26 protein-coding genes are annotated in these 26,998 nt (G+C 55.3%); 15 read left to right on the top strand and 11 right to left on the bottom strand.

Features of this window, described 5'->3' with window-relative positions:
* Positions 1 to 6 precede the first annotated feature (6 nt).
* A complete protein-coding gene (locus D9N13_RS07680; protein WP_290587881.1) occupies positions 7 to 1,305 on the top strand; it encodes a lytic murein transglycosylase in 1,299 nt (432 codons plus the stop codon).
* Positions 1,302 to 2,159 (top strand): M23 family metallopeptidase, encoded by an 858-nt coding sequence (locus D9N13_RS07675; RefSeq protein ID WP_290587879.1) that lies wholly within the window; start codon positions 1,302 to 1,304, stop codon positions 2,157 to 2,159. The genes D9N13_RS07680 and D9N13_RS07675 overlap by 4 nt, the downstream gene beginning before the upstream one ends.
* Before the next feature lie 10 nt (positions 2,160 to 2,169).
* On the opposite strand, the gene D9N13_RS07670 is transcribed toward D9N13_RS07675, so the two are convergent.
* Complete coding sequence (locus D9N13_RS07670) at positions 2,170 to 3,984, bottom strand: M61 family metallopeptidase (RefSeq protein ID WP_290587877.1); 1,815 nt, start codon at positions 3,982 to 3,984, stop codon at positions 2,170 to 2,172.
* A 242-nt stretch (positions 3,985 to 4,226) separates the two neighbouring features.
* Here D9N13_RS07670 and D9N13_RS07665 point away from each other — a divergent pair, with 242 nt between their 5' ends.
* Positions 4,227 to 6,125 (top strand): diguanylate cyclase, encoded by a 1,899-nt coding sequence (locus D9N13_RS07665; protein ID WP_290587875.1) that lies wholly within the window; start codon positions 4,227 to 4,229, stop codon positions 6,123 to 6,125.
* Between the two features lie 34 nt (positions 6,126 to 6,159).
* On the opposite strand, the gene D9N13_RS07660 is transcribed toward D9N13_RS07665, so the two are convergent.
* Positions 6,160 to 7,221: an oxygenase MpaB family protein gene (locus D9N13_RS07660; protein ID WP_290587873.1), complete on the bottom strand. Its 1,062-nt coding sequence runs from the start codon at positions 7,219 to 7,221 to the stop codon at positions 6,160 to 6,162.
* A gap of 123 nt (positions 7,222 to 7,344) precedes the next feature.
* Entirely contained in the window at positions 7,345 to 9,864 is a 2,520-nt protein-coding gene (hrpB, locus tag D9N13_RS07655) for an ATP-dependent helicase HrpB (protein WP_290587871.1), read from the bottom strand.
* A gap of 95 nt (positions 9,865 to 9,959) precedes the next feature.
* On the opposite strand from hrpB, the gene D9N13_RS07650 reads away from it, so the two are divergent.
* The 9 genes from D9N13_RS07650 to D9N13_RS07610 all read left to right on the top strand — a co-directional run bounded on the left by D9N13_RS07650 (position 9,960) and on the right by D9N13_RS07610 (position 18,369).
* Positions 9,960 to 10,667 carry a glutathione S-transferase family protein gene (locus D9N13_RS07650; RefSeq protein ID WP_290587869.1) on the top strand — a complete coding sequence of 236 codons (708 nt, stop codon included), beginning with the start codon at positions 9,960 to 9,962 and terminating at the stop codon, positions 10,665 to 10,667.
* A gap of 43 nt (positions 10,668 to 10,710) precedes the next feature.
* Positions 10,711 to 11,562, top strand: a complete 852-nt coding sequence (locus D9N13_RS07645; RefSeq protein ID WP_290587867.1) for a DHH family phosphoesterase — start codon at positions 10,711 to 10,713, stop codon at positions 11,560 to 11,562.
* Positions 11,563 to 11,600: 38 nt separating this feature from the next.
* Entirely contained in the window at positions 11,601 to 12,674 is a 1,074-nt protein-coding gene (locus tag D9N13_RS07640) for a hypothetical protein (protein WP_290587865.1), read from the top strand.
* 235 nt (positions 12,675 to 12,909) lie between these two features.
* The gene (locus tag D9N13_RS07635; protein WP_290587864.1) at positions 12,910 to 14,031 is read left to right on the top strand and encodes a hypothetical protein; all 1,122 of its coding nucleotides are present in this window, start codon (positions 12,910 to 12,912) and stop codon (positions 14,029 to 14,031) included.
* 45 nt (positions 14,032 to 14,076) lie between these two features.
* Positions 14,077 to 15,351, top strand: coding sequence for a tetratricopeptide repeat protein (locus D9N13_RS07630; RefSeq protein WP_290587862.1), 1,275 nt, complete (start codon positions 14,077 to 14,079; stop codon positions 15,349 to 15,351).
* Between the two features lie 244 nt (positions 15,352 to 15,595).
* Positions 15,596 to 16,612 carry a type I glyceraldehyde-3-phosphate dehydrogenase gene (gap, locus tag D9N13_RS07625; protein ID WP_290587860.1) on the top strand — a complete coding sequence of 339 codons (1,017 nt, stop codon included), beginning with the start codon at positions 15,596 to 15,598 and terminating at the stop codon, positions 16,610 to 16,612.
* A 194-nt stretch (positions 16,613 to 16,806) separates the two neighbouring features.
* The gene (locus D9N13_RS07620; protein WP_317622476.1) at positions 16,807 to 17,529 is read left to right on the top strand and encodes a 2OG-Fe(II) oxygenase; all 723 of its coding nucleotides are present in this window, start codon (positions 16,807 to 16,809) and stop codon (positions 17,527 to 17,529) included.
* 1 nt (position 17,530) lies between these two features.
* A complete protein-coding gene (locus D9N13_RS07615; RefSeq protein WP_317622475.1) occupies positions 17,531 to 17,776 on the top strand; it encodes an Ada metal-binding domain-containing protein in 246 nt (81 codons plus the stop codon).
* Positions 17,755 to 18,369 (top strand): alpha-ketoglutarate-dependent dioxygenase AlkB family protein, encoded by a 615-nt coding sequence (locus tag D9N13_RS07610; RefSeq protein ID WP_290587856.1) that lies wholly within the window; start codon positions 17,755 to 17,757, stop codon positions 18,367 to 18,369. The genes D9N13_RS07615 and D9N13_RS07610 overlap by 22 nt, the downstream gene beginning before the upstream one ends.
* Positions 18,370 to 18,395: 26 nt before the next feature.
* On the opposite strand, the gene D9N13_RS07605 is transcribed toward D9N13_RS07610, so the two are convergent.
* Complete coding sequence (locus tag D9N13_RS07605) at positions 18,396 to 18,953, bottom strand: nitroreductase family protein (RefSeq protein ID WP_290587854.1); 558 nt, start codon at positions 18,951 to 18,953, stop codon at positions 18,396 to 18,398.
* Positions 18,954 to 18,968: 15 nt separating this feature from the next.
* Complete coding sequence (locus D9N13_RS07600; RefSeq protein WP_290587852.1) at positions 18,969 to 19,952, bottom strand: cyclase family protein; 984 nt, start codon at positions 19,950 to 19,952, stop codon at positions 18,969 to 18,971.
* A gap of 173 nt (positions 19,953 to 20,125) precedes the next feature.
* Between D9N13_RS07600 and D9N13_RS07595 the strand changes: the two genes are divergently transcribed.
* From D9N13_RS07595 to D9N13_RS07585, 3 genes are all read left to right on the top strand, one after another.
* Positions 20,126 to 21,046, top strand: coding sequence for a LysR family transcriptional regulator (locus D9N13_RS07595; protein WP_290587850.1), 921 nt, complete (start codon positions 20,126 to 20,128; stop codon positions 21,044 to 21,046).
* Between the two features lie 110 nt (positions 21,047 to 21,156).
* Positions 21,157 to 21,960 carry a VOC family protein gene (locus D9N13_RS07590; protein ID WP_290587848.1) on the top strand — a complete coding sequence of 268 codons (804 nt, stop codon included), beginning with the start codon at positions 21,157 to 21,159 and terminating at the stop codon, positions 21,958 to 21,960.
* A 32-nt stretch (positions 21,961 to 21,992) separates the two neighbouring features.
* Positions 21,993 to 22,292: a glutathione S-transferase N-terminal domain-containing protein gene (locus D9N13_RS07585; protein ID WP_290587846.1), complete on the top strand. Its 300-nt coding sequence runs from the start codon at positions 21,993 to 21,995 to the stop codon at positions 22,290 to 22,292.
* 24 nt (positions 22,293 to 22,316) lie between these two features.
* Here D9N13_RS07585 and D9N13_RS07580 read toward each other — a convergent pair whose 3' ends face one another.
* From D9N13_RS07580 to D9N13_RS07555, 6 genes are all read right to left on the bottom strand, one after another.
* Positions 22,317 to 22,595: a hypothetical protein gene (locus tag D9N13_RS07580; RefSeq protein ID WP_290587844.1), complete on the bottom strand. Its 279-nt coding sequence runs from the start codon at positions 22,593 to 22,595 to the stop codon at positions 22,317 to 22,319.
* 5 nt (positions 22,596 to 22,600) lie between these two features.
* Positions 22,601 to 23,785, bottom strand: a complete 1,185-nt coding sequence (locus D9N13_RS07575) for a WD40/YVTN/BNR-like repeat-containing protein (RefSeq protein ID WP_290587842.1) — start codon at positions 23,783 to 23,785, stop codon at positions 22,601 to 22,603.
* 104 nt (positions 23,786 to 23,889) lie between these two features.
* Positions 23,890 to 25,098: a serine hydrolase domain-containing protein gene (locus D9N13_RS07570; RefSeq protein WP_290587840.1), complete on the bottom strand. Its 1,209-nt coding sequence runs from the start codon at positions 25,096 to 25,098 to the stop codon at positions 23,890 to 23,892.
* Between the two features lie 87 nt (positions 25,099 to 25,185).
* Positions 25,186 to 25,482 carry an ArsR/SmtB family transcription factor gene (locus D9N13_RS07565; protein WP_290587838.1) on the bottom strand — a complete coding sequence of 99 codons (297 nt, stop codon included), beginning with the start codon at positions 25,480 to 25,482 and terminating at the stop codon, positions 25,186 to 25,188.
* A 90-nt stretch (positions 25,483 to 25,572) separates the two neighbouring features.
* Positions 25,573 to 26,229: a hypothetical protein gene (locus D9N13_RS07560; protein WP_290587836.1), complete on the bottom strand. Its 657-nt coding sequence runs from the start codon at positions 26,227 to 26,229 to the stop codon at positions 25,573 to 25,575.
* 51 nt (positions 26,230 to 26,280) lie between these two features.
* The gene (locus D9N13_RS07555) at positions 26,281 to 26,796 is read right to left on the bottom strand and encodes a hypothetical protein (RefSeq protein ID WP_290587834.1); all 516 of its coding nucleotides are present in this window, start codon (positions 26,794 to 26,796) and stop codon (positions 26,281 to 26,283) included.
* Positions 26,797 to 26,998 lie beyond the last annotated feature (202 nt).

Genomic DNA, 26,998 nt, shown 5'->3' with positions numbered 1-26,998 from the left:
ACCCTAATGAAATCATGTGATTACAAATTGTCCGCGTTGCTGGTGTTAAGTGGGGTGCTGGCCCTGCCCGCCACCACCAGCGCAGCGCAGGCGGAAGCACCTGTGCAACAGGGCGCAGATCCGCAGGCCATCGATCAGACTGCGTTTGATCAGTGTGTGCAGAAGCTGAAAGCGCGGGCGTTGCAGGAACAGATCGCGCCGGCCGTGGTAAACAGTCAAATGGACTCGGTGCAGTATGTGGCGCGGGTAATCGAGTTGGATCGGCGTCAGCCCGAGTTTACTGAAACATTCCACAACTACCTGGGGCAGCGGGTCAATGAACACCGGGTGCAGAAAGGCAGGACACTGCTCAAGCAACATTATGACCTGCTGCTGCAACTGACCCATCAATACGGTATTCCTCCCCAGTACCTGGTGGCGTTCTGGGGTCTGGAAACCAATTTCGGCGCCTATCTGGGCAAGATGAATGTACTGGATTCACTGACCACCCTGGCCTGCGATCCCCGCCGCAGTGAATTTTTTACCCTGGAGCTGCTGGAAGCCCTGCGTCTGGTGGAAGCGGGTGTGGCCGATCACGGTACGATGCTGGGGTCCTGGGCCGGGGCCATGGGTAATATGCAATTTATGCCCAGCGCCTATCGCCGTTTTGCCGTGGATGCCGATGGCGATGACAAAGCCGATCTGTGGAACAGCTTACCGGATGCCTTTACCTCGGCCGCCCACTTTCTTAACCAGTTGGGCTGGCAGCGCAACCTGCGCTGGGGGCGGGAGGTGCTCCTGCCTGATGATTTTGACTATGCCCTGGCGGGGCGGGATGTGCGTAAACCTCTTGCCCAGTGGCGTCAGCTTGGTGTGCGTGATGTGGCGGGCAACCGGGTGCCGGCCCTGGATCTGGCAGCCTCGGTGATTGTTCCCAGCGGGCATAATGGCCCCGCATTCGTCGTTTATGAAAACTTTGAGGTGATCATGGGCTGGAACCGCTCCGAGTTCTATGCACTGGCAGTGGGCCATCTGGCGGATCGTATTAACGGTGGGGGCGAATTGAAAGTCGCGCCACCGGAGGGTGAACGGCTCAGCATTGAAACGGTCCAATGGGTACAACAGACACTGAACACCGCCGGCTACGATGCCGGGCCCGCCGACGGGATTTTCGGTACCCGCACCAAACGGGCGTTGCGTAAATTACAGAAAGAACAGGGCTGGGTGGCGGACGGCTATCTGTCGGATGACGTCCTGCAGCGCTTGCGGGCGTGGCAGCGGGAATGGGCGCAGGCACAACCTGCACAGACTGGAGAAACACCTTGAGACAGCGGTTAGGTCATCGTATTGCGCAAAGCCTTGTTATAGTGTGCGGTTGGCTTGCTGGCATCACCTGGGCGGCAGACTTGAGCCTGGATGCGTTGCAGTTGCGGGGTGATCTGCAGCAGGGTGGGATGGTTATCGGTCAGGCCCCCAAGGGCGCACAAGTGCACTACGATGGCCGTGCGTTGACATTGACGGAATCCGGTGAGTTTGTGCTGGGGTTTGGGCGTGATGAGCCGCTGCGGCAGTCTTTACAGGTGGTGCTGGCCGATGGCAGCAAGCAGACATTGCCGTTCACCCTCAAGAAGCGGGAATATAATCTGCAACGTATTGAAGGCGTGCCCGGGCGCACCGTGAATCCGGATCCCGAGCACCTGCAACGCATACGGTTCGAGGCCGGTCAGGTGAAAAGGGCGCGGGACAGCGATACGGATCTGCGGGGCTTCTTGCAGACGTTCACGTGGCCGGTGCAGGGGCCCATTACCGGGGTGTATGGCAGCCAACGCATCTACAATGGTGAGCCGCGCCGCCCCCACTTTGGCGTGGATATCGCCGCCGCCCGGGGAACGGAGATTCTGGCCCCGGCGGACGGCTTGGTGACTTTAGCGCACCGGGACATGTTCTTTTCCGGGGGTACCATGGTGATTGATCACGGCCACGGCATCAGCACCAGTTATCTGCACATGAGCAAGCTGCTGGTGGCAGAAGGTGAGCCCGTCAAGCAGGGGCAAGTCATCGGCCTGGTGGGCGCCACCGGCCGTGCCACCGGCCCCCACCTGTGCTGGCGTTTGAACTGGTACCAGGAGCGTCTGGACCCGCAATTGCTGGTGCCTGCCGACACCGCGCAGGCCCAGTGAGCCTGATCTTTCAGTTGAGCCAGCCGGCAAGCTTACCTTCATCTTCAATCTGCAGGTAGGCAGTATCGTCGCTGCCGGCTTCCAGCGTGACCTTGAACTGCATCAACTCATCGCGGCGAAAGGCGGTAACATCCACCTGGTCACCGGCCTGATAGCGGCCAAGCAATGTCTCCAGATTACTGTTATCCACTTTGATTCGATTGATGGCGATGAGGGTGTCGCCGGCGGATACACCGGCACGGTGAGCGCTGCTGCCGTGTAACACCCGCATGACTTTGGCACCGGTACTATCCGCCGTGGTGCTGATGCCCAGGTCCAGGCGGATTCCATCACCTGCCCCGGCCGCGGGCTTGCCGCCACTGTCGGTGGCCGAGGTTGCCGCCCGGGTATGAAAGGAAACACCCAGGGGTGCCAGCAGCTCGGCAAAGGGCAGATCCCCGGTGCCGTAAATGGCTGATGTTAAATAGTCGTCCAGTTGTTGCACGGCATCACTGCCCTGGCTTTCCAGTAATTGCCGACAGTGTTTTTGAATATCAAACTCAGCCACGGGTTTGCCGGTTTTACCGTGCTCAACCCACAGTGTCTGCATGAGCTGGTCCAGTGTAACCTGGCTGTTACTGAGTCGGCGTAACGTCAGATCCAGACCCAATGCAATCAGAGCGCCTTTGGTGTAGTAGCTGACGATGGCGTTAGCGGCATTTTCGCCCTGCTGGTAAAACTTGGTCCAGGTATCAAAACTGGAAGCTGCGGTGGACTGTTGAAAACGTCCGGGGTTGCGCAGTACGCGGGTGATGGCTTTGCCCACCAGCTCAAGATACTCCTGCGGCGAAATCAATCCCGTGCGCACTAATGTCAGGTCATCATAATAGGAGGTGATGCCTTCAAAGGCCCACAGCAGAGGGGTATGGTTTTCACGGCTGAGATCATAGGGGATGTCGGGTTGAATGCGTTTTACATTCCAGCTATGAAAATATTCATGACTGCACAGGCCAAGCAGGGTTTTGTAGCCATCACTGACCTTACCGCGCTCGTTTACACAGGGCAGGTCATCCCGGTTACAGATCAGGCTGGTGGAGGCGCGATGCTCCAGGCCACCGTAGCCATTGCCCACCGCCCAGGTAATAAATACATAGCGGTCAAAGGGCGCCGGTTCACCGAACAAATTAATCTGGTATTCACAGATGAGCTTCAGATCCTGGGCCAGCCGCTCAAGGTCGGCGTTATGCAGGCCCGTCAGAACGAAATCATGGGGCACTCCGCAGGCGTCGAAACTGACCAGGCTGAAATCGGCGATTTCCACCGGGTGGTCAATCAGCTCAGCATAGTTTTCCGCACGGTAGCGGCCAAAGCCATAGGGCTCGGCACCGGCAGTCGCAAGCGATGTGCCCACTTTCCAGTGGGCGGCTTCGGAGATGGTCGCGTTATGGATATCCACCAGGCAGGGTAACTGATCATGGCCAACCAGCTCTACAAACACGCTGGTACCATTGAAGTAGGCGTGATTCTGATCCAGGTGTGCAGAACGTACCGACAGGTCCCATGCGTACACCTGATAGGTGAGCGTCACCGGGTCTGCGCACGCCGGCAGGCTCCAGGTTTGTTTGTCCACCTTGGTCAGTGAAATGGGTTGCCCCCCGCATTGACCGTGAATGGCGACAATGTTTTTGGCAAAATCCCGAATCATATAGCTGCCGGGTATCCAGCTCGGTAAGCGAATCTGTTGCCCTGCCGACAGAGGAAACGGAATGGTCAGCTGCACTTCAAACAGGTGGGCATAGGGATCGATGGGGGTAATACTGTAGTGCAATTCAGAAGAGTGAGTCATAGTTGCCCGTTAAATTACTTTGGTTTGGAATTCGCTGTGGTTTGGAATTCGCTGTGGCTGGGAGAAAAGTGTTCCCGATTCTGTCGTTGATCTGTGTACTTTCCCATATCTTTTTAGTTTTGACAAAATTCTAGCGCGACGGCAGGAGCCGATTACAAAATCGAAACACAGAGGGTTATTGGAACCTTGGTTTCACACTATACTTCAAATCAGATTGAGTAGCTGATTAGTGATAACGTGGTATGATTTTCAGATTGGGGTGTCTCCTGTTGCTGGCGCTGCAGATGTGCAGGGTCGGTTATGCGTCGGAATCCTTGCCTTTAGTGCAGCTGGCGGATCAAGAGCAGGTGCGCCTGGTGCCGGATATGGTGCGTTTCTGGCCCGAGTCAAAGCAGGATCCAATTGCCTCACCACTGGGTTTGCCGGAATCAGGATGGCACAGCATTGGCCGTTCATCGATTAACGTAGGTAAGCACGATTATCCTGTGTGGTTCCGTTTTGAGGTGGCCAATGATTCTGCCCACGCTATCACACGCTTATTGGAAATTCGCTGGATCAATCTCAAACTGGTGGAGTTTTACAGCCAGGATTCACATACCGGTGCGATGATCAAACTGGAAGCCGGTCTGCTGAATCCGAAATCGGCATCCAGTAACAACAATACCAGTTGGGTGTTCCCCTTTGCTTTGCAGGCCGGTGAAACAAAGCACATTTATCTGCGGGTGGCATCGCGATTCAACGTTTTTCTGCCCATGTATGTATGGGAAGAGGATGCCTTCTCAGAGGCGCAATGGCAGCGCTATGTGTGGTACGGGCTGGCATTCGGCGTACTGGCGGCGATGCTGCTGTATAACCTGTCCCTGTATGTTTTTACTCGCGACAACAGTTATCTGTTCTATTCGGTTTACGCGTTTTCGGTCATCTTGTACGAAGGTGGGCTTACCGGTGTGGGTGATCATTTGTTTTGGGGCCACAATCAGTGGTTCCGGGTGAATGGCTTTGCCCTTTCAATTTATGTGAGCTTCTTTGCGGCGGCGCTGTTTATGCGCAACTTCCTGCAACTGAAGCGCTGGGGTGGTTGGGTGTTGCACCTGAATACCTTCTTTGTCGTGTACTGGCTGTTCAGCGCATTTGTGCTGTTGTTTGGTACGGATTTCATGGTCACCATCAATGAACTGTTTGCCTTGCTTTCCTGTATCGCCGCGTTGGCCACCTCGATTTGGTTGTGGATCAAGGGCAATGTGTCGGCCCGTTATTTTACCATTGCCTGGGGTGGCCTGATTGCCCTGACCATAGCGGCGGTACTGATGATGGAGGGTGTTTTGCCCTATTCCATGCTGACCGAGAATGGCCAGTTGATCGGCTTTGTGTTGGAAATGCTGTTGTTGTCGCTGGCGCTGGCAGAACGCATTAACCGCGAACGTGCCGAACGTGAGTTGGCACAGAGCAAGGCACTGAATATGCAGATGCTGATGAATTCCGAACGCGAAGAAAAGCTCAAGGCTCAGGAAGCCATGTTGTTGATGCAACAGGAAACCAACGAGGCGTTGGAGGCGCGGGTGGCGCAGCGTACCCAGGAGCTGGAACGCACCATGACGAACCTTGAAATCGCCAACCGTGAACTGGCAAAACTCAGTGTCACCGATCCGCTCACCAAGGTACATAACCGCCGCTATTTTGATGAAACTCTGGCGCGTGAGATTGAACGTTCCAGTCGTACCGGGCAGCCATTGTCGTTGATTCTGGTGGACATTGATCACTTCAAGCAATTCAATGATCGTTACGGGCATCTGGTGGGCGATGACTGTTTGCGCCTGGTGGCGGCGACCTTAAAAGAAGTGGCCAGCCGCAGTACCGATTTGGTGGCGCGCTATGGGGGCGAGGAATTTGCCATCGTGCTACCGGATACGAAGCAAGCGGAGGCCTATTTGGTGGCGGAACGGGTTCGCAGCAAGATCAATCAATTGAATTTCATTTACAAGGGCAAGCGCATTCCTATTAGTGCCAGCTTAGGTGTTGTGGGAAGAGTGATTGCCAGCGGCGAGGGCGGTGAAGCCATTATCGGTGCGGCAGACAAAGCGTTATACGAGGCAAAAAACCAGGGTAGGAACTGCTCGGTGGAAGCATCAGCGGCCGGTTAGTTCGCGGCGAACAGCCGTTGGGGACATGATGCCATCAGGCGATTTTTTTCAGCGGCCGTGCGCGGCGTTCCTGGGGTTGCGGTGGCACCATGATATTTTGTGACAGATAGTGATTGATGCGCTGGTTGAGGCCACTCATACCGGGAATGTGATAATGGACAAAGGTGGCGCCCCGGTTGGCGGTCACATAGAAATTGGCGGTGCGCTTCCAGCCGGGGGGTTGTTTGATGGCCAGGGCGTCGGCCTGTTCTTGCCCAAGGCAGATGCGGCTGAAACTGAGCAGCAGCTCCCGGGGTAGGTTGAGCAGGGATTGTTCAGATACGCAGCGTAAGGTGGTGTGTGCCAGTAATTCGTGTTCTTTGGATATCTTTTTCTGGCGTTGGCTCAGTTGCTTGTACAGGGCCTCTTCCGCCTGTTGATTTTCAGTAATCAGGCTTTCATCCACGCCGTACAACCAGGAACAGAAACGCCAGAAATGGTGAATCGCGTTTTTATCGTCTGCCTGCAGATGGATACCCAATCTCTCCATACCCTTGGTGGCGATGTAGCCGAATTCCAGCATATCAAAGGCCATATCCAGCTGTGACAGCGGTATGCTTTTATAATGATCGGGCCAGCCCCGGGCCAGCAGGTTTTTCCGAATCATGGCGTTGGACAAGCGCAGCTCGGACAGGGCGCGGTGCCCCTGGTTGCCGGGTTTCAGGCTGTCGCGGGATTTCAGGCTATGAATCAGGTAGTTGGTTTCATGTATGCGGCGGATGACTTCGTGGTTGAGGTGACCGCGGGTCACCAGTGCCACGGCGGCGCGACTCTGGCAATAGCCTTCGATGAGGCTGCCGGAAAAAATTGCGATGCTGCGGGCATGGTTAAACGCGGCCTGCAAACGCCGGGCGTGCTCAATCTGATCCCAATCCAGCCAGGTTGGCAAGGTGTTGAGCTGGTCAACAAATTCCTGATAGATGCTGATTTCCGTTTTGGCGAGGTAATGTACCTCGTCCATCATCTGGGCAGGGCGGCGTCGGTCGATACGCAATGCCACCACGTCGGCAATGGGATCACCACTGGAGGACAGGCGCTTGATTGAAAAATCGCTCATTGGATTCTCTCGCAGCAGGGAGAACATCTGAAAAACCCCGATTTATTGTTGTTATATGCCGCTTATGAGACGGTAAGTCTTAACAGTACACCATTCAAAAAGCGCGGCGCAACCGGCTTTTTCCTAAGCGCTGTTGTTTTTGTCCATGGCTCGCTTGGTGCGCGTGGTGGCCTGGGCTGTGGCGGGGTCGTCCGGCCAGAAGTGTTTTGGGTAGCGGCCCCGCATTTCCTTGGCCACTTCCCGGTAACTGCCGGTCCAGAAGGCGCCCAAATCGCGGGTAATCTGAAGCGGGCGCCGGGCCGGTGACAGCAACTCCAAGGTGATGGGCTCCCCGCCGGGCAGGGTGGGGTGGCTGCTGATGCCGTAACACTCCTGCAGCCGCACTTTGAGAGTGGGGGTGCCGTTATCATAGTGAATGCGATGCTTGCCGGTGGCCAGTTCCCAGTCGGCCGGTGCCGCCTGATCCAGCTCCACCAAACGCTCCCAACCCAAGCGGTTGCGCAGCGCATCAAGCAGGGGGATGTGGGATAACTCCTTGAATGAATAGCAGTTTTCAAGAAAGGGGGCGAGCCACTCCCGGGCGTCCTGTTGCAGTGCTTCGCGGCTGAAATCCGGCCATTGCCCGGGCTGTGAACGGTGCAGCCAGCACAGACGCTGACACAATTGCAGGCTGTTTTCATGCCAGGGCAGGGGTTGCAGATCGGCATCCAGCAACGCCTGCAGCAGCACGTCGGCGGCCTGCCGGGGCCAGGGTTTGGCCAGTGCCTGCTGCTGCAGGATCAGTTGACCCAGGTGTTGCTGCCGTTCTGCGCTCACCGCCTGCCTGGCGCTGTCCCAAAAGCAGTGCTCCTGCTCCGTGATCAACGTCGGCAGGGCCTGCCTCACCGCCTCTAACGTGATGGGGCAAGCCAGTTGAATATCGGCATCGGTGCCAGTGCCACCGGCGTCCAGCACCACCAGGTAAGGATGGCGGGCCAGCGTGTCGTGGCGCCGTAGTTGCACGCCCTTGCCGTTGCTCAGACGGTAGCGCAGGGGTTGGTTGGGGCGTTGTTGGGCAATCCGGTCCGGAAAGGCCCGGGCCAGCAGGATGGGGAGTGTTGTGGCCGTGGATCCTGTTGTGTCGCTCTCGACCTCAACCTCAACCTTGACCTCGACCTCGGGTGCTGTTGGTGCCCGGCGCAGGCGGCCTTCGATCTGCTGGCACAGGCGCTGCAGCCGTTGTGGCCGGGGCGCTGACGTGGGGGTCAGCCGCAGATGAATGTCCGCCTGAAAATGCGCCGGGCTCTGGCGCAGGGGGTCTCCTTCGCTGAGGATGGCGGCGCAGAGCACTGCCTCTGATTGCGCCGGGGAGCCTTTGGCCCGCAGCACCAGCGCCGCCAGCCGCGGCGGCAGGCCCATGGCACTCAGGCTGCGGCCGAAAGGGGTGAGGCTGTGGTCGTCACGCAGGGCACCCAGTTGCTGCAGGGCGGCGCGGGCCCGCTGCAGGCGATCTTCCGGCGGCTGGTCCAGTAAGGTCAGCTCGTTCAGGTCCCTGACACCCCATTGCGCCAGCTCCAGGGCAATGGGTTGCAGATCGGTGGTGAGCATGTCCGGATCACTGAAAGCCTTCAGCGAGGTCTGCCGGCTCTCGCCCCACAGGCGATAGCAGACCCCGGCCTGGGTGCGCCCGGCCCGCCCCCGGCGTTGTTCTGCGGAGGCGGCGGAAATCATTTCGGTGTGCAGGTGGTTCATGCCCCGCCGCTCATCATAACGGGCCACCCGCGCCTCACCGCTGTCGATCACCACCCGTACATCTTCGATGGTGATACTGGTTTCCGCCACATTGGTGGCCAGCACCACTTTGCGTAGCGGCGCCGGGGCCGGAATCAACGCCGCCTGCTGTTGCTCTTTGGGTAGCGAGGCGTGCAGGACATGTATCTGTACCGCGTCCGGCAACGGGGATTCCTCCAGCCGCCGCTGCACGGCACGAATTTCCCGCATACCCGGCAGAAACACCAGCAGGCTGCCGGGTTCGTTGCGCAGGGCCTCAAGAATAACCTGGCAGATGTGCTGATCAGGATAACGATCCCGGGGACAGGGGCGGTACTGGGTTGCTACCGGAAAACTGCGGCCCCGGGATTGCAGTAACGGTGCCTGCAGCCACTGGCTCAGGCGTTCTCCATCCAGCGTGGCGGACATCACCAGCAGGCGCAGGGGATCGGCTGCGGCGCGCAGGGCCTGTTGGCTCTCCAGGGCAAACGCCAACCCCAGGTCCACGTTGACCGAGCGTTCATGAAACTCATCGAACAGCACCATGGCCACACCGCTCAGTTCCGGATCCCGTTGCAATTGCGCCAGGAACACCCCATCGGTGACCACCTCGATGCGGTTGGCGGGCGCCACACAACGATCGTAGCGGGTGCGATAGCCCACCCGGGGGCCCGGAGATTCCCCCAACTGTTGAGCCAGCCGGTGGGCGGCACTGTATACCGCCAGGCGCCGCGGCTGTATCACCACAATTTTGCCGCGCAGCCACTCGCACGCCAGCAGTGCCAAGGGTACCCGGGTGGTTTTTCCGGCACCGGGCGGGGCCTGCAGTACCACGCAGTGGTGTTCTTTACTGGCTTGGATCAGTTGCGGCAGGATGTCGTCAATGGGTAGCACAATCTCGATTCTCGGGGGTGTTTGTGGCTTGTGTTTGCTTGGGCAGCGGGTAACGGTATGATCCCATCAAAGTCGTTTTGGATGAAGGGAACCTTATGTTTGATATTACAGTGTATCAATTCAGCCGGGCTTGGGGATTGCCCAATGCGTCGCCTTTCTGCATGAAGCTGGAAGGGTATTTGAAACTGGGTGGGTTGCCATACAAAGTGGTGGATCAGAATGATCCCCGCAAAGGCCCGAAAAGCAAAGTGCCCTATGTGAAAATCGACCGGCAGTTGATGGGGGATTCCGAACAAATCTATGATTACCTGCATTCTCATCAGGCCATAGATCTGGACGAACCGCTCAGCGCCCACCAGAAAGCAGTGCACCATGCCATGCGTTCCATGTGCGAGGAAAGCCTGTATTTCGTTATGCTCTACAGTCGCTGGATGGATGATGCCAACTGGGAACAGGTGCGCGATACCCTGTTTGCCAGTATGCCGAAGTTGATTCGCCCCATGATCACCACGCAAATACGCAAGAAAATCCAGGCCGATCTGGTGGGGCAGGGCATGGGGCGCCACAACCAGGCGGAAGTCTATTCCATTGGTGCCAAGCATATTGAAGCCCTGGGGCAGTATCTGGGTGAGCAGGCCTGGTTTGGCGGTGAGCAAGCGGTGAAGCTGGATGTGGTGGCGGTGAGTTATCTGGCCAACATTCTTAACCCGCCGATTGAAACTCCTTTGAAAGAAACTGTTAAAAAGTGGCCAAACCTGGTGAGTTTTACCGATCGGGCACTGAAGGATATTTACGGCGCGTGATATAGTGCGCGCCCTTTTACTGACGCGGAAGAAGTAGATCGCTATGAATGCCCCCCTGGTAATATTTCACGCCAACTGTCTGGATGGATTTGGAAGCGCCTATGGGGCGTGGGTACACTTTTTTATCAAACAGGGGATGGCGGTGGAATACCTGCCTGCGGCCCACGGCGATACTCCGCCGGATGTCAGTGGCAAAACCGTTTATCTGCTGGATTACGCCTATAAACGGGCAGGCATGGAACAGCTGTGCAGCCAGGCCGAGCGGGTCATCGTACTGGATCACCATATTACCGCGGTGGAAGAATTAAACGGCCTGGATCAAGAGTTCGACAATCTGGAATTGCTCCTGGATATGGAGCGCTCCGGCGCCATGATTACCTGGGAGTACTTTCACTCCGAACCGGCACCCAAGCTGATTGCCTGCGTGCAGGATCGGGACATGTGGTGGTGGCACATTCCTGAAAGCCACGATCTGAATGCCGGGCTTATGTCACAACCGTTCAGCTTCGAGCGCTGGCACGAAGTTGCCAACGATGAGCAGGCCTTCCAACGCCTGGTGGATGAAGGCAATGCCATCAACCGGTATCGCAAACAAATGATCGAGCAGGGCATGCGGGCCGCCGCCATGGGTGTGATCGCCGGCTACAGAGTACCCATCGTCAATTGCCCGCGGGCCATTGTCAGCGAGTTGGTGGGCCAGTTGGCAGAAGGTCAGCCTTTTGCCGCAGGCTATACCGATTATGGCAATCGCCGCAGCTGGTCGTTGCGTTCCGCCAAAGACGGCGCCGACGTGGCGCTGATCGCCCAACAGTTTGGTGGCGGTGGGCATAAAAATGCGGCCGGGTTTGTGACCTGGCTGGAGCAAGACCATCTGGTGTTGGAGCCCTCATCCTGATCAATCTGCATTTCTCTCTCCTGCTGATTTTCTTCATCATGCTGCCCACTGAGCTGGGGGCGGCGGAAGTGGATCAATTTACCCGGTTGCCCAACGAGCCGGCCACCTTGCCCGACAGCGTCGATCTGCTGAATCAGGAAGTCAATCGCCTGATCCGGCAGGCCCTGGATCGGGCCAACAGCCCTGTCATGCAGGCCAACCCCAAAAAGTCTATGCGTTGGCTCAAGCCCGGCTGTGACCAGCAACGCCTGTACGAAAAACTGATTCGTGAATTCGGTGAGTCCATAGAAGGCCGCTTGGAAGCCTACGCCGAAGACAGCAATCTGCTGTCGCGGCGCACGGTGGCACTGCAGGATTCCATCTACCGGGATTTTGCCTGGCAATCGTCACCTTCCCTGGTGTTGTCCGAGCGCATGGCATCGGTGATTACCCTGGCCGGGATCGAGATCGGTACCGATAAACTGGGCCATTTTTTCAGCGAAGGTTACAGCTATTTTCTGGTAACGGATCATCTGAAGAAATCCCTGGAAAGCGGGTTGCTGTTTGGTGAGTGGTCGGAATCGGTTTACTTTGGTGCGCAGACCACGGGCGTTTATTCTTTTGCGGATCTTACGGCAAATTTTCAGGGGCTGCGTTTCTGGAACCGGGTGCTGGCACAGCAGCAGGATCCGCTGAGCGGAAAAAGGCCGGGTGCCTACGTGGCCTGCGTGGATGACCAGTGGCAGCAGGTTGACCGTTTCCAGTGGGCTGACTACGTGGATGCCGCGTGGAATGAAAGCGTTAATTGCCCGCTGTTTCGTAGTGAAGATCTGCTGCGCAGTGTGCAGCAACAGGGCCTGCATTGTCGCTCCGAAACATTACCCATTGCCAGGTACGGCATCCTGCACGGTCGGTTACTGAATCAGGGGGGAGTGGGTGTGTTGCCGGATCACCTGCAGCCGGAGGCCATCATGCAACGGCGTGTGGATCAGCATGACCTGGAGCTGTCGCAGGAAACATTGGAATACATCGGTGAGGTTCGTTTGCGGCTGGAGATGTGGCGCAAGAAAAGCATTCAGGAGGCACGGGCGCAGGAAGCGGCACAGAAACTGAACGACCATCAGGGTGAGTGAACCATTGCGGACGCCAAACCCATAAATTTTCTATTGCCTTTCGTGGGCGACCCATTAATGATAAAAGACGAGGAAAGTTTGCAGCCTGTTGGCTGATTAATTACTAATCACATTGAGCCCACGTTCAAGGTGCGATCACGTGTTCCATTCTTTTTCGCCAAAGACGCTCTTCACCAACTTTCTAAAAGAAATAGACCAATCACGTCTGCTGGAACGCCTAAGGGAGTTAAAGCGAATGTTCTCTACAGCCATTATCGTCTCAGTGGGTGTCTTTCTTCTGTTGCTTGGTGCCTGGATACTCTTTATGCAGGTCGTAGGGGTGTGGGATTACTATCGCCCCAATAACTTGAAGATCGGCACCATTACGGTGGACAACACAGAGAGTAAAAGTCACGCAGAGCTGTTCCGGGCTCGCTTTGATCACCATTTTCAACCTAAAACCAGTAAGCCACTCTCCAAAGGGTTTGTCGAAGTTCAAACGCTGGATTTTCCCCAACTTTTTTTAGCCGCGGATTCGGAATCCAAATTCAATGACATCACCATTGAAGTGAAAGGTGTCAACGTTGGTTTGCTGTACCGGTACATTACGCTGGTGGCGGAACCGCCGCGCTGGACCATTGAAGGCGATATACAAACCATGCCCGATCGCTTGCTGCTTTCCCTGCGGATGACCCGAGGGGATCGGCTGATCCGTACCTGGTATCTGGAAGAATATGCACAGGTGCCCGGTGAGATTGAAAAAGAGAAGGCTTTGATGCTGGAGCGGCTGATCGATCAGGCTATCTTTCAGATTGCCTTTGATCTGACCAACCGATCGGAAAAGAATGAAGACATCGTGAACTGGCAGCGGTCTTTGCCGGTTCATAACATCAGCTTTCCTGACCGGCGCTCGTTTGCCGCATTTTATGACGGCAAAAGCGCGCTTTCCCGCTACTTTGCCTTTGGCGGGCAGAAGGATCTGCTAACGGCCATTGAAAAGCTGCGTCTGCTGCGGGCCTACATGCCCGATTTCAATGAAGGCCTGAAACTGTTGGCCTTGGCGCTTGCGGAGAACCGCAACGAAACAGAGGCCATACACGTGTATGAGCAATTGCTGGATCTTATGAAAAGATCCCAGCCGGCCGGCGCAGCCGTTTCAGCGCAGAGCGTTCTGGAGATCCGCTCTGTTGAGTTGCATAAGGCAACCGCCCTGTCCAAGCTCTATGTTTGGAGATCCACTCATCAGGCTCATGATGAGCTGGTCGCGCTGTCTGAAAAACTGGATCAGGACTACAAGGTATATTGTAAAACATCCTCCACCGACGCGATTACCACCTGTGCCAAATTTGAGGAACTGCAGGCCTTGACCAGTATTTAGTTAGCCTATTGCTATGGCATTTATCTAGGCTATTTGAAGGATAAGATGGTGGCGACCATTTTTGGTAACCAGAGTGCACCTCGGAAATTAAGAATTGAAGATCAAGCCAAGATCAAAGTACTCACCAGCGGTGAAGAAGCGGACGCCGGAGAAGTAAAAGAGATTGTCAGTGGCGTAATCGTGGTTGCCAACCAGGAGCATCTGCGCTGGTTGCAGGAAGCCAGAAAGAAAGCCCGTTTGTACACGGGAAATTCGGACAATACGGCAATCGGGCACTTTGACGCCAGAACGCGGGAGATCTGCTCGCGCTATTATTTTGCAGCCGGTTACACCCATTACCGGATTGCTGAACTGGAGTACGCTCCAGGGATTCAGGATGCCGACCCCATCATTGATCTTGAGGATTTTCAGCCTGGAGATTGGTTGCTTGATCAATGTGAAACAGAGACGGGCAACAACCACGTACAACCGGAGCAATGGAAGGATCGCCCTGGTAAGCCGGGTAAATCCGCGTTTCAAATGCGGCTCAATCTGGCTGAACACATGTTGCGCCAGGCGGAGGCGGCGTTGCCGAATAACTACCAGGCACTTCAGTTTCTTGGCCAGGTGTACTCGGAACCAAGGCGGGCTGATGCGGATCTGCATATCGCGGAACAATACCTGGAGCGTGCAATAATGGTGAAACCTTCAGCGTATTACACTTACACGCTGCGGGCGGAACTGATGATCCGGCAAATTGCGGACTATGGATATCAGGACAAAGGCTTGAAGCTGATTGAAAAAGGCTCTAATGACGTGGAAACAGCGCTGTTTTTTAATCCCACCAGCAACTCAGCCAATTTACTGAACTGCAAATACCTGATACTGAAGCTGGAAGTTGAAAGCGATCAGCAGGCAAGAGAGGCAATCTGGACCAAACTGCGCAGTGCGCTGACCCGGGCAGAACATTATTCACCGCGTATTTACAATCACGTGAGTGTGGATATGGACTGGATCAACATCGTTACCGAGACACTGAAACTACAGGATGAAGTTAAGAATGGTGTACAGCCCGACCAGCTTCGTGAGTTGGATCAGTCCATTAACAACATCATCGCAAGGGCAGACAGTCTTTCCAGCCAGGTTGAATTGTTGCAGAAGCGCTGGGTGGCGCACCAGCATGTGTTTCATGCCACGGAGCTGAGCCAGCGGGCACAGGCACTGGTGCAGGCTCTTAAACAAGCGCGGAAACAGCAGGCATGGCAGGGCATCAATTTGAACGTATTTAAGGAGTTGGATCGACCCAGTATTCTCAATGCTTCCTATATGGCAAAACGTTGATCTGGATCATATATGCACGGCTGTTTATCCCGCCACAGGCGCGCTCACCCTTTGATTCAGCCCCGGTGGACTGGTGATTTGATTTGATTAACACTACTATCAGGTTTGTGGTGCAACGTTCTGTTGATGCCAGGTGCAACCGGATGGCCAACAGCAAACACCCTCTCCTTAATCTGGCCACCGGCCAGAAATCACCGTAGCTCGTGTAAATTCTACTGCAGATATTCAGACTAGGGGAAAGACTATGCTTAAGGTTGCCATTAATGGCTTTGGAAGAATAGGAAAGCTGACGTTCCGAAATATCTTTGCAGATGATCGTTTTGACGTGGTGGCCATCAATGATTTAACTGAGCCGAAGATGCTGGCCCAGCTGTTGAAATACGACAGTGTGCAGGGGCCGTTTTCGGGGCATACGGTTGAGAGCGATGAGGAATCGCTGATTGTTGACGGCAAGAAAATCAGAATTCATAAAGAACCTGATCCAAGTAAATTGCCCTGGGGTGACTATGGTGTGGATGTGGTGCTGGAGTGCACCGGTTTTTTCTGCTCCAAAGCCAAAAGTCAGGCGCATATTGATGCCGGGGCCAAGCGGGTACTGATTTCCGCACCGGCGGGTAATGATCTGCCCACCATCGTTTATGGCGTCAACCATCAAACGTTGAAAAGCGAAGACCTGATTGTTTCCGGCGCCTCCTGTACCACCAATTGCCTGGCGCCCATGGCCAAAGCATTGAACGATTACCGGGAACTGAGAACAGGTTTTATGACCACCATCCATGCCTACACCGGTGACCAGATGATTATTGATGGCCCCCATCGCAAAGGGGATTTTCGCCGGGCCAGGGCCGGTGCCATCAACATCGTACCCAACTCAACCGGCGCTGCCAAAGCCATCGGCCTGGTCATTCCGGAGCTGGACGGCAAGCTGATCGGGTCGGCGCAACGGGTCCCCGTGCCGTCGGGCTCCATTACCATTCTGGACGCCACCCTGAAGGATGATACGGAAACCGTGAGTGTTGCGGGTATTAATGAAGCCATGAAAAATGCAGCCGATGAAACCTTCGGCTATACCGACGAAGAGCTGGTCTCCAGTGATATCATCGGAACCCGCTTCGGCTCACTGTTTGATGCCACCCAAACCCTTGCGCAACGCTGTGGCACCAAAATTTATGAAGTGCGGGTGGTGTCCTGGTATGACAATGAAATGAGCTATGTGTCGCAATTGATCAGGACCCTGAATCATATGGGCAGCCAGATGTAATCAGTGTGAATCCGCCGGGGGCGGCGGGCGCTGCTGTGCAGTAACCAGCCCGTTGCCCCTCTCTGTAACCACCCATCCACAGTACGTAACAACCGCAAGAAACGGGTCGAGATGTTCACCGCTTTTGCCTAGGCTTGCAGAATAGAAATGCCGGGGCCGTGCCCAAGGCTTGTTCTGCAACGATCTTACAACGGATGTACAACGTGCCTGAAATTGAAAACCAACTCTACACCATTGACTGGGAGCAAGTGACCGGGGATCTGAATCGCTCAGGCTTTGCCGTGGTTACCGGGCTGTTGGACGTCACCCAGTGCCAGCGCCTGATTGATGGGTTTGATGCCGAGGATGGCTATAGAAAAACCGTTGTTATGGAACGCCATCGCTATGGTTTGGGCCGTTATAAGTATTGGGATTACCCCTTGCCGGAATCGGTGCAGGCGTTGCGCCAACATCTTTATCCAAAGCTTGTGCCGATTGCCAACTGCTGGATGGAACAGTTGCGGTTGGAGCAACGGTTTCCCACACAACACGATGAACTGCAAAAGGTTTGTCATGAACATGGCCAGCGGCAACCCACGCCATTAATTCTGGAGTATGGCGCAGGTGGCCATAACACACTGCATCAGGATTTGTACGGTGACCTGTACTTTCCCATTCAGGCGGCCTGCTTTCTCAGTGAAGCGGGTGCCGACTACAGCGGTGGTGCATTCGTTATGACCGAGCAGTTGCCAAGGGCACAGTCCAAACCCATCGTACTGACCCCCAGGCGCGGTGACATGATTTTACTGGCCACCCGGTTCCGGCCGGTTAAGAGTGCGCGCGGCTATTGCCGTGCCACTATGCGACACGGTGTGAGTGAGGTCCATCATGGTAAACGCTATACCATGGGGATTATCTTTCACGATGCGGTGAGCTGATATGATCCGGCACTGTGATATTGACGATGCTGAGCTCAGGATCATGCTCAACGATAAGAGTATTCAGTTTGCGGGTCATCGTAGGCTGAAAATCTACGGCACGTTATATTGTAAATCCGGTAAACGCATGGGCCGACAACAGCGCGTGTTTTTTGCCAGTGAAGATGAAGCCGTTGGGAGCGGTTACCGACCCTGCGCTCATTGTATGAAAGATGCCTATACACGATGGATCTCTTGGAACAGATAGATAACCAACCACGCAATTTGTTGCCCGTTGACGGCACGGTCTATTACTACGGGCCGATCCTGTCCGGTGCGCAAGCTGCGTACTACTATGACCGGTTGCTGAATACAATCCCATGGCGGCCGGATCAGGCGATCATCTGCGGCCGCACCATTTTTACCAAACGGAAAGTGGCTTGGTATGCGGATCGCCCTTTCTCCTATACCTATTCCGGAACCACCAAAACCGCGTTGCCCTGGATACCGGTGTTGCAGACATTGAAAGGCATTGTAGAGCAGCACAGTGGTGAAACCTACAACGCCTGCCTGCTTAACCTGTATCATGATGGCCGTGAAGGCATGGCGTGGCACAGTGATGCAGAAAAGGATCTGAAGCGGCATGGTGCCATTGGCTCGCTGAGTTTGGGGGCTGATCGCAAGTTTGCCTTTAAACACAAAAAGACCCGGGAAACCATTAGCCGGGTGTTGGAGCACGGTAGCCTGCTGGTGATGAAAGGCACCACGCAAACGCACTGGCTGCACCGGTTGCCACCAACCAAAACAGTACATGCCCCACGTATTAATCTGACCTTCCGCACGATTCTGGCGGGCCGGTAAACTCCTCCAGCCCGACAGAATCAACATCAGTACCCGCCATGGGTGATCAGTTCGGCCAGGGCCAGCCGGTCGCTGGGTTGTTCCCGCGCACGTAGCGGCTCGGGTAGCTGCCCGGGGTTGCCCTGCGCACCGATGGCAATTGCGATCTCCACACTGAGGTGCTCGGGCACCACCAGTTTAGTGCGCACGTCGGTATGTAAAATCCCTGCCATGGCGTGGGCCTGATAGCCCAACAGCAGGGCCTGCAAAGCAATATGGCTCCAGGCCGCGCCGGCATCAAAACGATGGGTGGGCGGGTCGGTGTCCGCCAGCAGAAAAACCAGTGCACCGGCGTGCTGTGCCCAACCGGCGTTGGCGGGGTGCAGCAGCGAGACAAAGGTTTGCCAATGTTGATCCCCCTGCAGGGCGTACATAAACCGCCACGGTTGTTTATTGTTGGCGGAAGGCGCCCAGCGCGCGGCCTCGAACATGGTCATCAAATCGGTCAGCGGCAGAGGGCTGCCATCGAAAGCCCGTGGGGACCAACGGGCAAGAAACATCGGGTCCACCGGCAGATTGCTGGATCGGGTTATTAAAGGGTTCATGTGCATACTCCGTTATCAATCAAGTGGAAAAGCGGTGGGGCGCAGAGGGGCAGCATCCGCACCGCGGAATTTCAGTGGGCTGCCGATAAAGGCAAATTCATAGACCTGATCGCGGGATAGATCCTCCAGATAGGCCAGTTCGATAATGGGGGTACCCTGTTCTGCCAACAGATAGGTGTGCACGGGCACGTAATCGGATTCCAGTTGCGAAGGAAACGCCTCCAGGCTGAGATTGTCGGCACCCACCACCATAGCGCCGGCGGTTTCCACCAAATAACGGGCGGCATGGTAGCCCAGGCCCGGTGGGTTTTGCATGTAGGCATGGGCGTTCTCATACTCCTGCATGCGGCCGGTGCGCAGCAACACCACATCGCCGGTTTGCAACTCTACTTTCTGTCGTTGCAGCGCCTGCTCGATATCGGCGCGGGTAATGCGGTAGCCGTCGTCCAGCATGGGTTTGCCCTTGGCGGCCGCCACATCGATGAGCACGCCTCGGGCAACGATGGGTGGAAAGTTTTCCACCCCCGCAACGCGCCAGCCGCGATCCCCGGCGTGATCCTTTGCCGCAAAGCGGTTCCAGATTTTCCCATCCAGGCCGAAGTGATTGAGTGCATCGATGTGGGTGCCCATGTGGGTGTACATGGACACCGCCGCGCCGGTGTAACTGACGTGCTGGTTCATGGTGGTGCCCAGCTGTAACGGATCATCGATTACCGTGCCCTCGGGGGTGTGGGTCATCCAAATGCGGTAGTGGGGGTCGCCGGCCGCCTGCCAGCTGGGCATGCCGATAAAGTACTCCACCGACAGGTCATAACTTTTGCCACCGCGAATGCGAGCCAGCACCCGGGCACGGGATTCATCGGTCATCAGGTTCAACCGCCCGATCTCATCATTGGGCCCCCAGGGGCTGATGCCGGCCTGGCGGCCCTCGCCATGGGCAAGGGGCAGGGGGGTACTGAACAGCAGCAGTGCGCACAGGGCGCTGTAACGTGGTTTCATGGTTATCATCCTATGTGAGTTAGGTGAGTTGAATGGTGCGCTGAACCGATGAGCACAGCCTATTCGGCGTGAATGTGTTGATAAATGCTGGATCTGGAATAAGATTGTTCGCAAATATTGACTAATTCAGGTTCAGCCGCTGGGTGCTGGGCCACCGATGGCTGGGAAATGCGATGTTGGAAGAGATCCGAAATTTTGTTGCGGTGGTGCAGGCGGGCAGCTTTACCCGGGCTGCGGAGGAGTTGAATAGCGCACGTTCTGTGATCAGTAAGCGACTCAGCCAGTTGGAACGCCAGTTGGGTGTGCGCCTGCTGAATCGTACCACCCGGCGCCTCAGCCTCACTGAAGCCGGGGAGCGTTTCTACCAGGAATGCAGCGTCAGCCTGAGTGGCATCGATGCCGCCGTGGATGAAGTGCGGTCACTGAACCAGGAGCCCCGAGGGCGGCTGTTCGTCAATTTGCCCATGTCGTTCGGCATCCTGCATGTGGCGCCTTTGATACCCGCTTTCATGGCGCAGTTTCCATTGGTGCAGGTGGAGCTGAATTTTGACGATCGCAAGGTGGATGTGATTGACCCGGGCTTTGATGTCTCCATTCGCATTGGTGAGCTGGAGGATTCCTCCCTGGCTGCCCGCCGTCTCGGCACCTGTTGTCACCAGGTGGTGGCCGCCCCCGCCTATCTGAAACAATACGGTGTGCCGCAATCACCCCAGGACCTGGTTCATCATCGTATTGCCAGTTTTCGGTTTCAGGAATCGGCATTGGAGTGGACATTCGAGGATAACGAGGGGCAGCCGCAATCTGTGAAACTCACTGCGGCGGTGGTGAGCAACAACAGCCTGGCGATCAAAGAGATCGTCCTCGGCGGCGGCGCCATCGCCAGAGTACCGAGTTTTCTATTGGGCCGGGAACTGGAAAAAGGCAGCTTGATCAATCTGTTTCCCCAACTGACTTCCGTAAGCCGGGACATCTATGCGGTATTTCCTCGGCGCGAGTATATGCCCGCCAAGACCCGGGCCTTTATCGAGTTTCTGGCACAGGCGCTGGCGGCGCCACCCTGGCAGGTTGGTAGTTCAACCACTTTGCCTCGTTAACCAATGCAAACCGTCGCATAAAAAAGTGGGGCCATTGTCGAAATAGCGACACGGTTACCGACTAAGGGGTGCAACTACCTGTTAATCTCAGCGTCAATATGGAGACCCCGATGCCAAACCAACACGGCGAATTTATCTGGTATGAATTACTCACCGGCGATAGCGATGCCGCACAGCGGTTCTATCAAGCCATTCTCGGCTGGGTGGCCAGCGACAGTGGCCAACCGGGCATGGATTACCGCATTCTGCATGCCCGTGATGCTGACACCGGCGAGCAGCATGAGGTGGCGGGCCTGATGCAACTCACGGATGCAATGATCCAGGGTGGTGCCAAGCCGGTTTGGCTGGGTTACATCGGCGTTGATGATGTGGACCGGGCTGTGACCGACATCGTCTTAGCCGGAGGCCAGCTGCAGATGCCCGCCACGGATATACCCAAGGTCGGCCGCATCGCGATGGTGACCGATCCACAGGGCACGCCGTTTTATGTCATGCGGGGGCGCAGTGATGAAACCAGTCTGGCATTTGCCGCAGACAAGCCTCGGGTGGGTCATTGCGCCTGGAATGAACTCATCACCCCTGATCCACAAGCGGCGAAAACGTTTTATTTCAGGGAATTTGGCTGGACTAAGGATGGTGAGATGGAAATGGGGCCAGCGGGCCGTTATGAATTTATTCGCCACAACGGCGTAATCGGTGCGGTGATGCCCAAACCGGAGGCCATGCCGGTACCCATGTGGCACTACTATTTTCGCTGCGCCTATATCGACGTGGCCTACAACGCCATCACCGAGCATGGCGGTCAAATCCTGCATGGCCCCGATGAGATCCCCGGAGGAGACTTTATCGTCAAAGGTATTGACCCACAGGGAGCGTTGTTCGCGTTGGTGGGCGCGAGAATTCAAACCCAATAACAATAGCGGATTCGCAACAGAGGATTCTTGATATGAGCGAACTGACCATCTGGACGTTAGACTGGGTGCCTGAGCTTCCACGGGGCTTTGTGCGCGATATACGGCTGCGGTGGGCCTGTGAGGAAGCTGAAATTCCATACCGGGTAGAGACAATCCCCTTTGATGATCGTGAAACCAATCATCTTGCTCAGCAACCGTTCGGGCAGGTGCCGTTCCTGCGTGATGGAGCACTGTCACTTTTCGAAAGCGGTGCCGGCCTGCATTTAAAAAAGCGTATGCCGATCAGATTGCCCATTTCGAGGCAACCGATCGGCAGCGGGCTTAGGTGGTAGGGTGCCTTCATACCATCAATCAATTCAGCCGCCACTTAATGCCTGAAAAATATAAACGGTTGCATCCTCGGTGGCCTGGTCGGAGAGGGTGCTTCTGTCCACAACCAGCGTATTGTTAATGGCGATGTTGACGTGCCGGCGCAGAGCACCATGCTCATCCAGAATGTAATCGGAGAACCCGGGGGCGATCGCGTCCACTGCTTTTAATACTTCAGCGATGGAGCCGGCCCGCACGCGAATCTCACGCTGTTCGAGTGCGGGGAAGAACCGGTATAGATGGGATGTCATTTCTACGGTGGGCATTGTTCTTAACCAAATCGTACGGAATACACAGGTGGAAAATGGTTGCCCAGGCAGTGCCAGTGCTCGCCGCGATCTTCAGATAAATAGACGTTGCCGGTGGTGCTGCCAAAACACACGCAATCCCCGGCCACATCCAATCCGTGCCGGAATACTATGTCGTAGGCGTTCTCCTGCGGCAGGCCGCTGCGAAACGATTGCCAGGATTGCCCGCCATCGCTGGTCCGCGCCACGAACAAGCCGCCATCAAGTGCCATGCGTTCTGAGTCTGCCCGCGCAGGCACCACCCATGCGGTGCGTCCGTCCTGCGCGTCTACTGCAATCGGAAAACCAAAATGCACACCGGCATCCGGCAGGCTGACCTTGTTCCAGGACTGTGCACCGTTATCACTATAGTAAACGCCGAAATGATTTTGTTGCCAAACGTGATCCGGTTGATCGCGGCAGGCGGTAACAAAATGCGGATCGTGCCCCCATTCTGCTTCCGGGTCGGGCAGGTAATCCACCCGCATGCCCTTGTTGCGGCCTACCCAGGTTTTACCGCCGTTTTTGGTTTCCAGTATACCGGCGGAAGATACGGCCACATACAGATGATCGGCATTGCGTGGATCAATCACGATGGAATGAATGCCCGGCTCGAATACGCCGTAGTCAATGCTTGCCGGTGTGCCACCCCAATGGGTGGTACTGGTTGCTTCACCCTTGAACAGATCGCCACCGCGACTTTCATGGTTCCACAGAGGCCGGTTAAGCTCCCAGGAATCGCCACCGTCATCGCTGACAAACAATCCTCCGGGAATGGTCCCTGCGTACAGCCGGCCGGGTTGTGTTGCCGGGCCAAACGCGATACTCCAGATCTTATAAACCGTGGCATCCTTATATTGAGGCTCCCCCGCCGGGGCCTCCGGATCGAAATCCGGCGTCGGCAGATATTGAATGATGTGGCGTGCCCCCTCCGGGTACTTCAGTGACAACACGTCCTCCCAGGTGGTGCCGCCATCGCGGGATCGGGATAACTTGGGCCCCCAGTGACCGTGATCGAGTGAGGCCCACAAGGTGCCGTCGCGGGGATCACGTGCGGCGTAGCAGACCGGGATTCCCTGGTGCACAATGGGCCGGGCCTGCCATCGGGATGAGTTTCGCTCCACAATGACGGTACCTTTGCGGGTGCCCAATAAAATGGTATCTGACATGAATTTAGCCCTCCCTTTTTTTACGCTGAATTTTACGCGGAATCGAATCGCTTTATGCTTGGTCGAATCAGCGAATTCGATTTCGACAATCGCAGGCAACTTTTTCAGTTTGCCCATACCCACCCGTTATCCGTGAGGCTATTGGCGATTGCACGAAACGCGGTCATGGCCTCGAACTCATGGGGTTTGAAGTTCGCATCCGCACTGGTTTTGACAATCACCAGATCGGCTTTGGGATTGACGTAAATAAACTGCCCCCAGATGCCAATGGCACTGAAATCGCCCTGGTTCCCCCGCGGCACCCACCACTGGTATTGATACCCCCAATCCTGGTCAATCTGCCCCGGTTGCAGCCAGGGTTTGTCCAGTGTGGTGGCGCGTTGCACCCACTGCTCAGACAGCAACTGCTGCGTGCCCACCCGCCCCTGATTCAGGTACAGCAGGCCGAGCCGGGCAAAGTCACGGGCGGTGGCGTTCAGGCCCATAAACGCCACTTCGTTACCATGCGTATCCGTCATCCAGCTGGCATCCCCGGTGGCGCCCAACGGCTGCCAGAGCTTATCCTGCAGATAGTCAGCCAGTGATTGGCCGCTGACGGTGCTCACCAGCATGCCCAGTGCCTGGGTATTGATGCTGGCGTAATGAAATTGACGACCCGGTGCAGCACTGCTGCCAAATTGGCCGGCAATGTCGTTGATGCCATGACGCCACAGGTACATCTGATCAAAGATACGAATCACATCGGAGCTATCATCATCGTAACCTTCACTGAAATCAATCCCGGACGACATCTGCAGCACATCTGCGATACTGGCCCCAGCAAAACCCGACCTTCGCAACGACGGCACATAATCGGTGATCTCATCCTCAAGGCTACCAATCAGGCCTTCCTCCAGCGCTATGCCCACCAGCGTCGCAACAAACGATTTGGCCACTGAAAAGGAGGTTGCCTGACTTTTTCGGTTGTATCCGTTGAAGTAGCGCTCGTCGATTATCCTGCCCTGGTGAATCACCAGAAAACCGGTGGTTGCACTGCGCTGCAGAAAGGCCTCCAGCGTATGGGGTTGATCATGGTAGCGGTAATTCACTGACAGTTGCTTGGGTGCGGTCTGCCACGGTACAGGTGCATTGGATTGCTTTATCTCGCGCACGGGAAACACCTGTGCCAGATGTCGGAAGTTTTCCTGCACCTGGCTCGGCCATAGAAAGGTAAGCTTTGGCCAGGCATAACCGGCAAACCAATTCCCACCGATGATCACCATCAGGGCAACTACCAGAGCCGCCAACTTTGTTAACACGCCACGTAATGTCATTACCACTCTCCACAGTTTGTTCACCTGCACAGCAGGCGATATATTTTTATATTTCGGGAATTAACGATATGATTGATCAAAGAAAAATCAACAACAGTTCAACCAGCGCTGAATCACTGCCAGTAGCTCACGCACCCGGGCCTTGTTCACCTGGTAGTACACCTCCTTTTGCCGCTTTTGAGCCAGCAACACGCCGGCCCGCTTGAGAATCGCGAGGTGCTCGGACGCCGTGGATGGGGCAATCCCCACCCGATCGGCAATCTCACCTACGGTATGTTCCTGCTTATCGGTAAAGATACCCAGCAGAATCTGCTGGCGCTTTTCATTGGCCAGGGCTTTGGAGAACGCCAGCAGGGCATCGTTTGCCGAAACTTGTGCAGACATGATGTGATCCATATATCGTAATATTCCGAAATATAGACTTAAAAATGCCTCATGGCAAGGGATAAATTGGATGGCAGGGATCAATCGGTATTATTCAAAGTGCGCGGGAAACAACGCATGGCCAGACCGTGAAATAAAAATAACGTTATGCACAGAGCCATCTTCATGTTCTGTGCGCTGTGTAAATGAAAACCCATTGGCAAACGAACTCAGGTTTGCGAGGCTCATCATAAACGTAAGTTCAGCTCCGACACTGTCATGGCGAACCGATAGCAGGCATAAGGTGGATTGACATTGAATTGTATCCAACTGAGTTGACGTAACACTCACTATGCTATTGCTGACTTCCGCCTCAGCGAAGCTTGCCCAGTTAGGATCAAGAGGGTCTTCGGCAAACCGTGCTTCCAGGATTGTATCGGCGTGATCCAGTGGGTGCGTGGGCTGGGGCTCGGGGGGGGCTTCATGAGCTGTTGTGCCGCTTGTGTCACCAAGCGCTTGTTGTGGCTCCAAAGGCGCCTTGTTTAGTTGTGTGACTTGTTGTTTCAGCTGTTCGATATCTTGTCTTAGATCGGCGATTTGATACTGCAGCCTGTTATTGGACTCTGTCAAGTGGGTGATTTGTTGCACGGTATTGGTAGGGCTTGAAGAAGTAACATTGTGTGCACTTTCCATTGCAAACCCATTCCAACAAACCACGCTGAATGCCACGGCAAGAAGAAACAGAAGGCTTGTGATGTGCTGCCACATGGTTTGCTCCTTAAAGAGCGGTTCATTACCTGAGGATTAATATGGTTCTGTTTATAGTTCATCGACGCGATAGGAGAGAATGGCGGAGCCAGGAGGCATATACACATGGAGGTAAAGATAGCCACGGCTATGGACTGGCATGGGATCAAAATAAATCGTTTTGCTACCTCCTTCCGCACCACAATCGCCCGCGTTTTGTGTGTATACCGTTCCATTCCCCGGACGCAGACTTTTAAGTGAAGCCCATAAACAGGCTGTGTTATTGACTTCCGACGCCTGCTTGATGGTGTATTCCAGGCTTCCCTTGACTTGTGATGATGAAAAAACTTTATCTTTTACTATGGGGCAATTAACTAGAATCTTAACTGAGGTAGAAGTATTGATTAAAGCGCCGCCCCAGTGCTGAATACTGTCAGGTTCAGTGGTGGGTGCCGCCTCACAAAAAGAAGATGCGTATACCTTTCCGTCTTCTTCTGAATAGGCAGTTGGGGTAGCAAAAATGGTTGCCGAGATTATCACGGAAAGTAGTTGCTTCACTATAGCCAAATTAACTGTTTGATTTTTCATAAAAAGCACTCCTTGCTAAATATGGACAATAGCCACTGTTGATAATGTCAACGATTGTGTTTCCTGCGTGTTTTTTTGCTGATTAGCGAAGACACATTATGGGTGATTAAAGCCTAGTAAACAGTAATCAGAGGGGGTAGTAGAAAATGACATTCTAAATGGGTGATATTGCTCTTTTACAGGTGTTTAATGCTGCATGATC

The sequence above is a fragment of the Ketobacter sp. GenoA1 genome (assembly GCF_003671475.1).
In the GTDB taxonomy this organism is placed as follows: domain Bacteria; phylum Pseudomonadota; class Gammaproteobacteria; order Pseudomonadales; family Ketobacteraceae; genus Ketobacter.
Note: the sequence above shows the minus strand (reverse complement) of the source record. Positions and strands in the feature narration are given on the sequence as shown.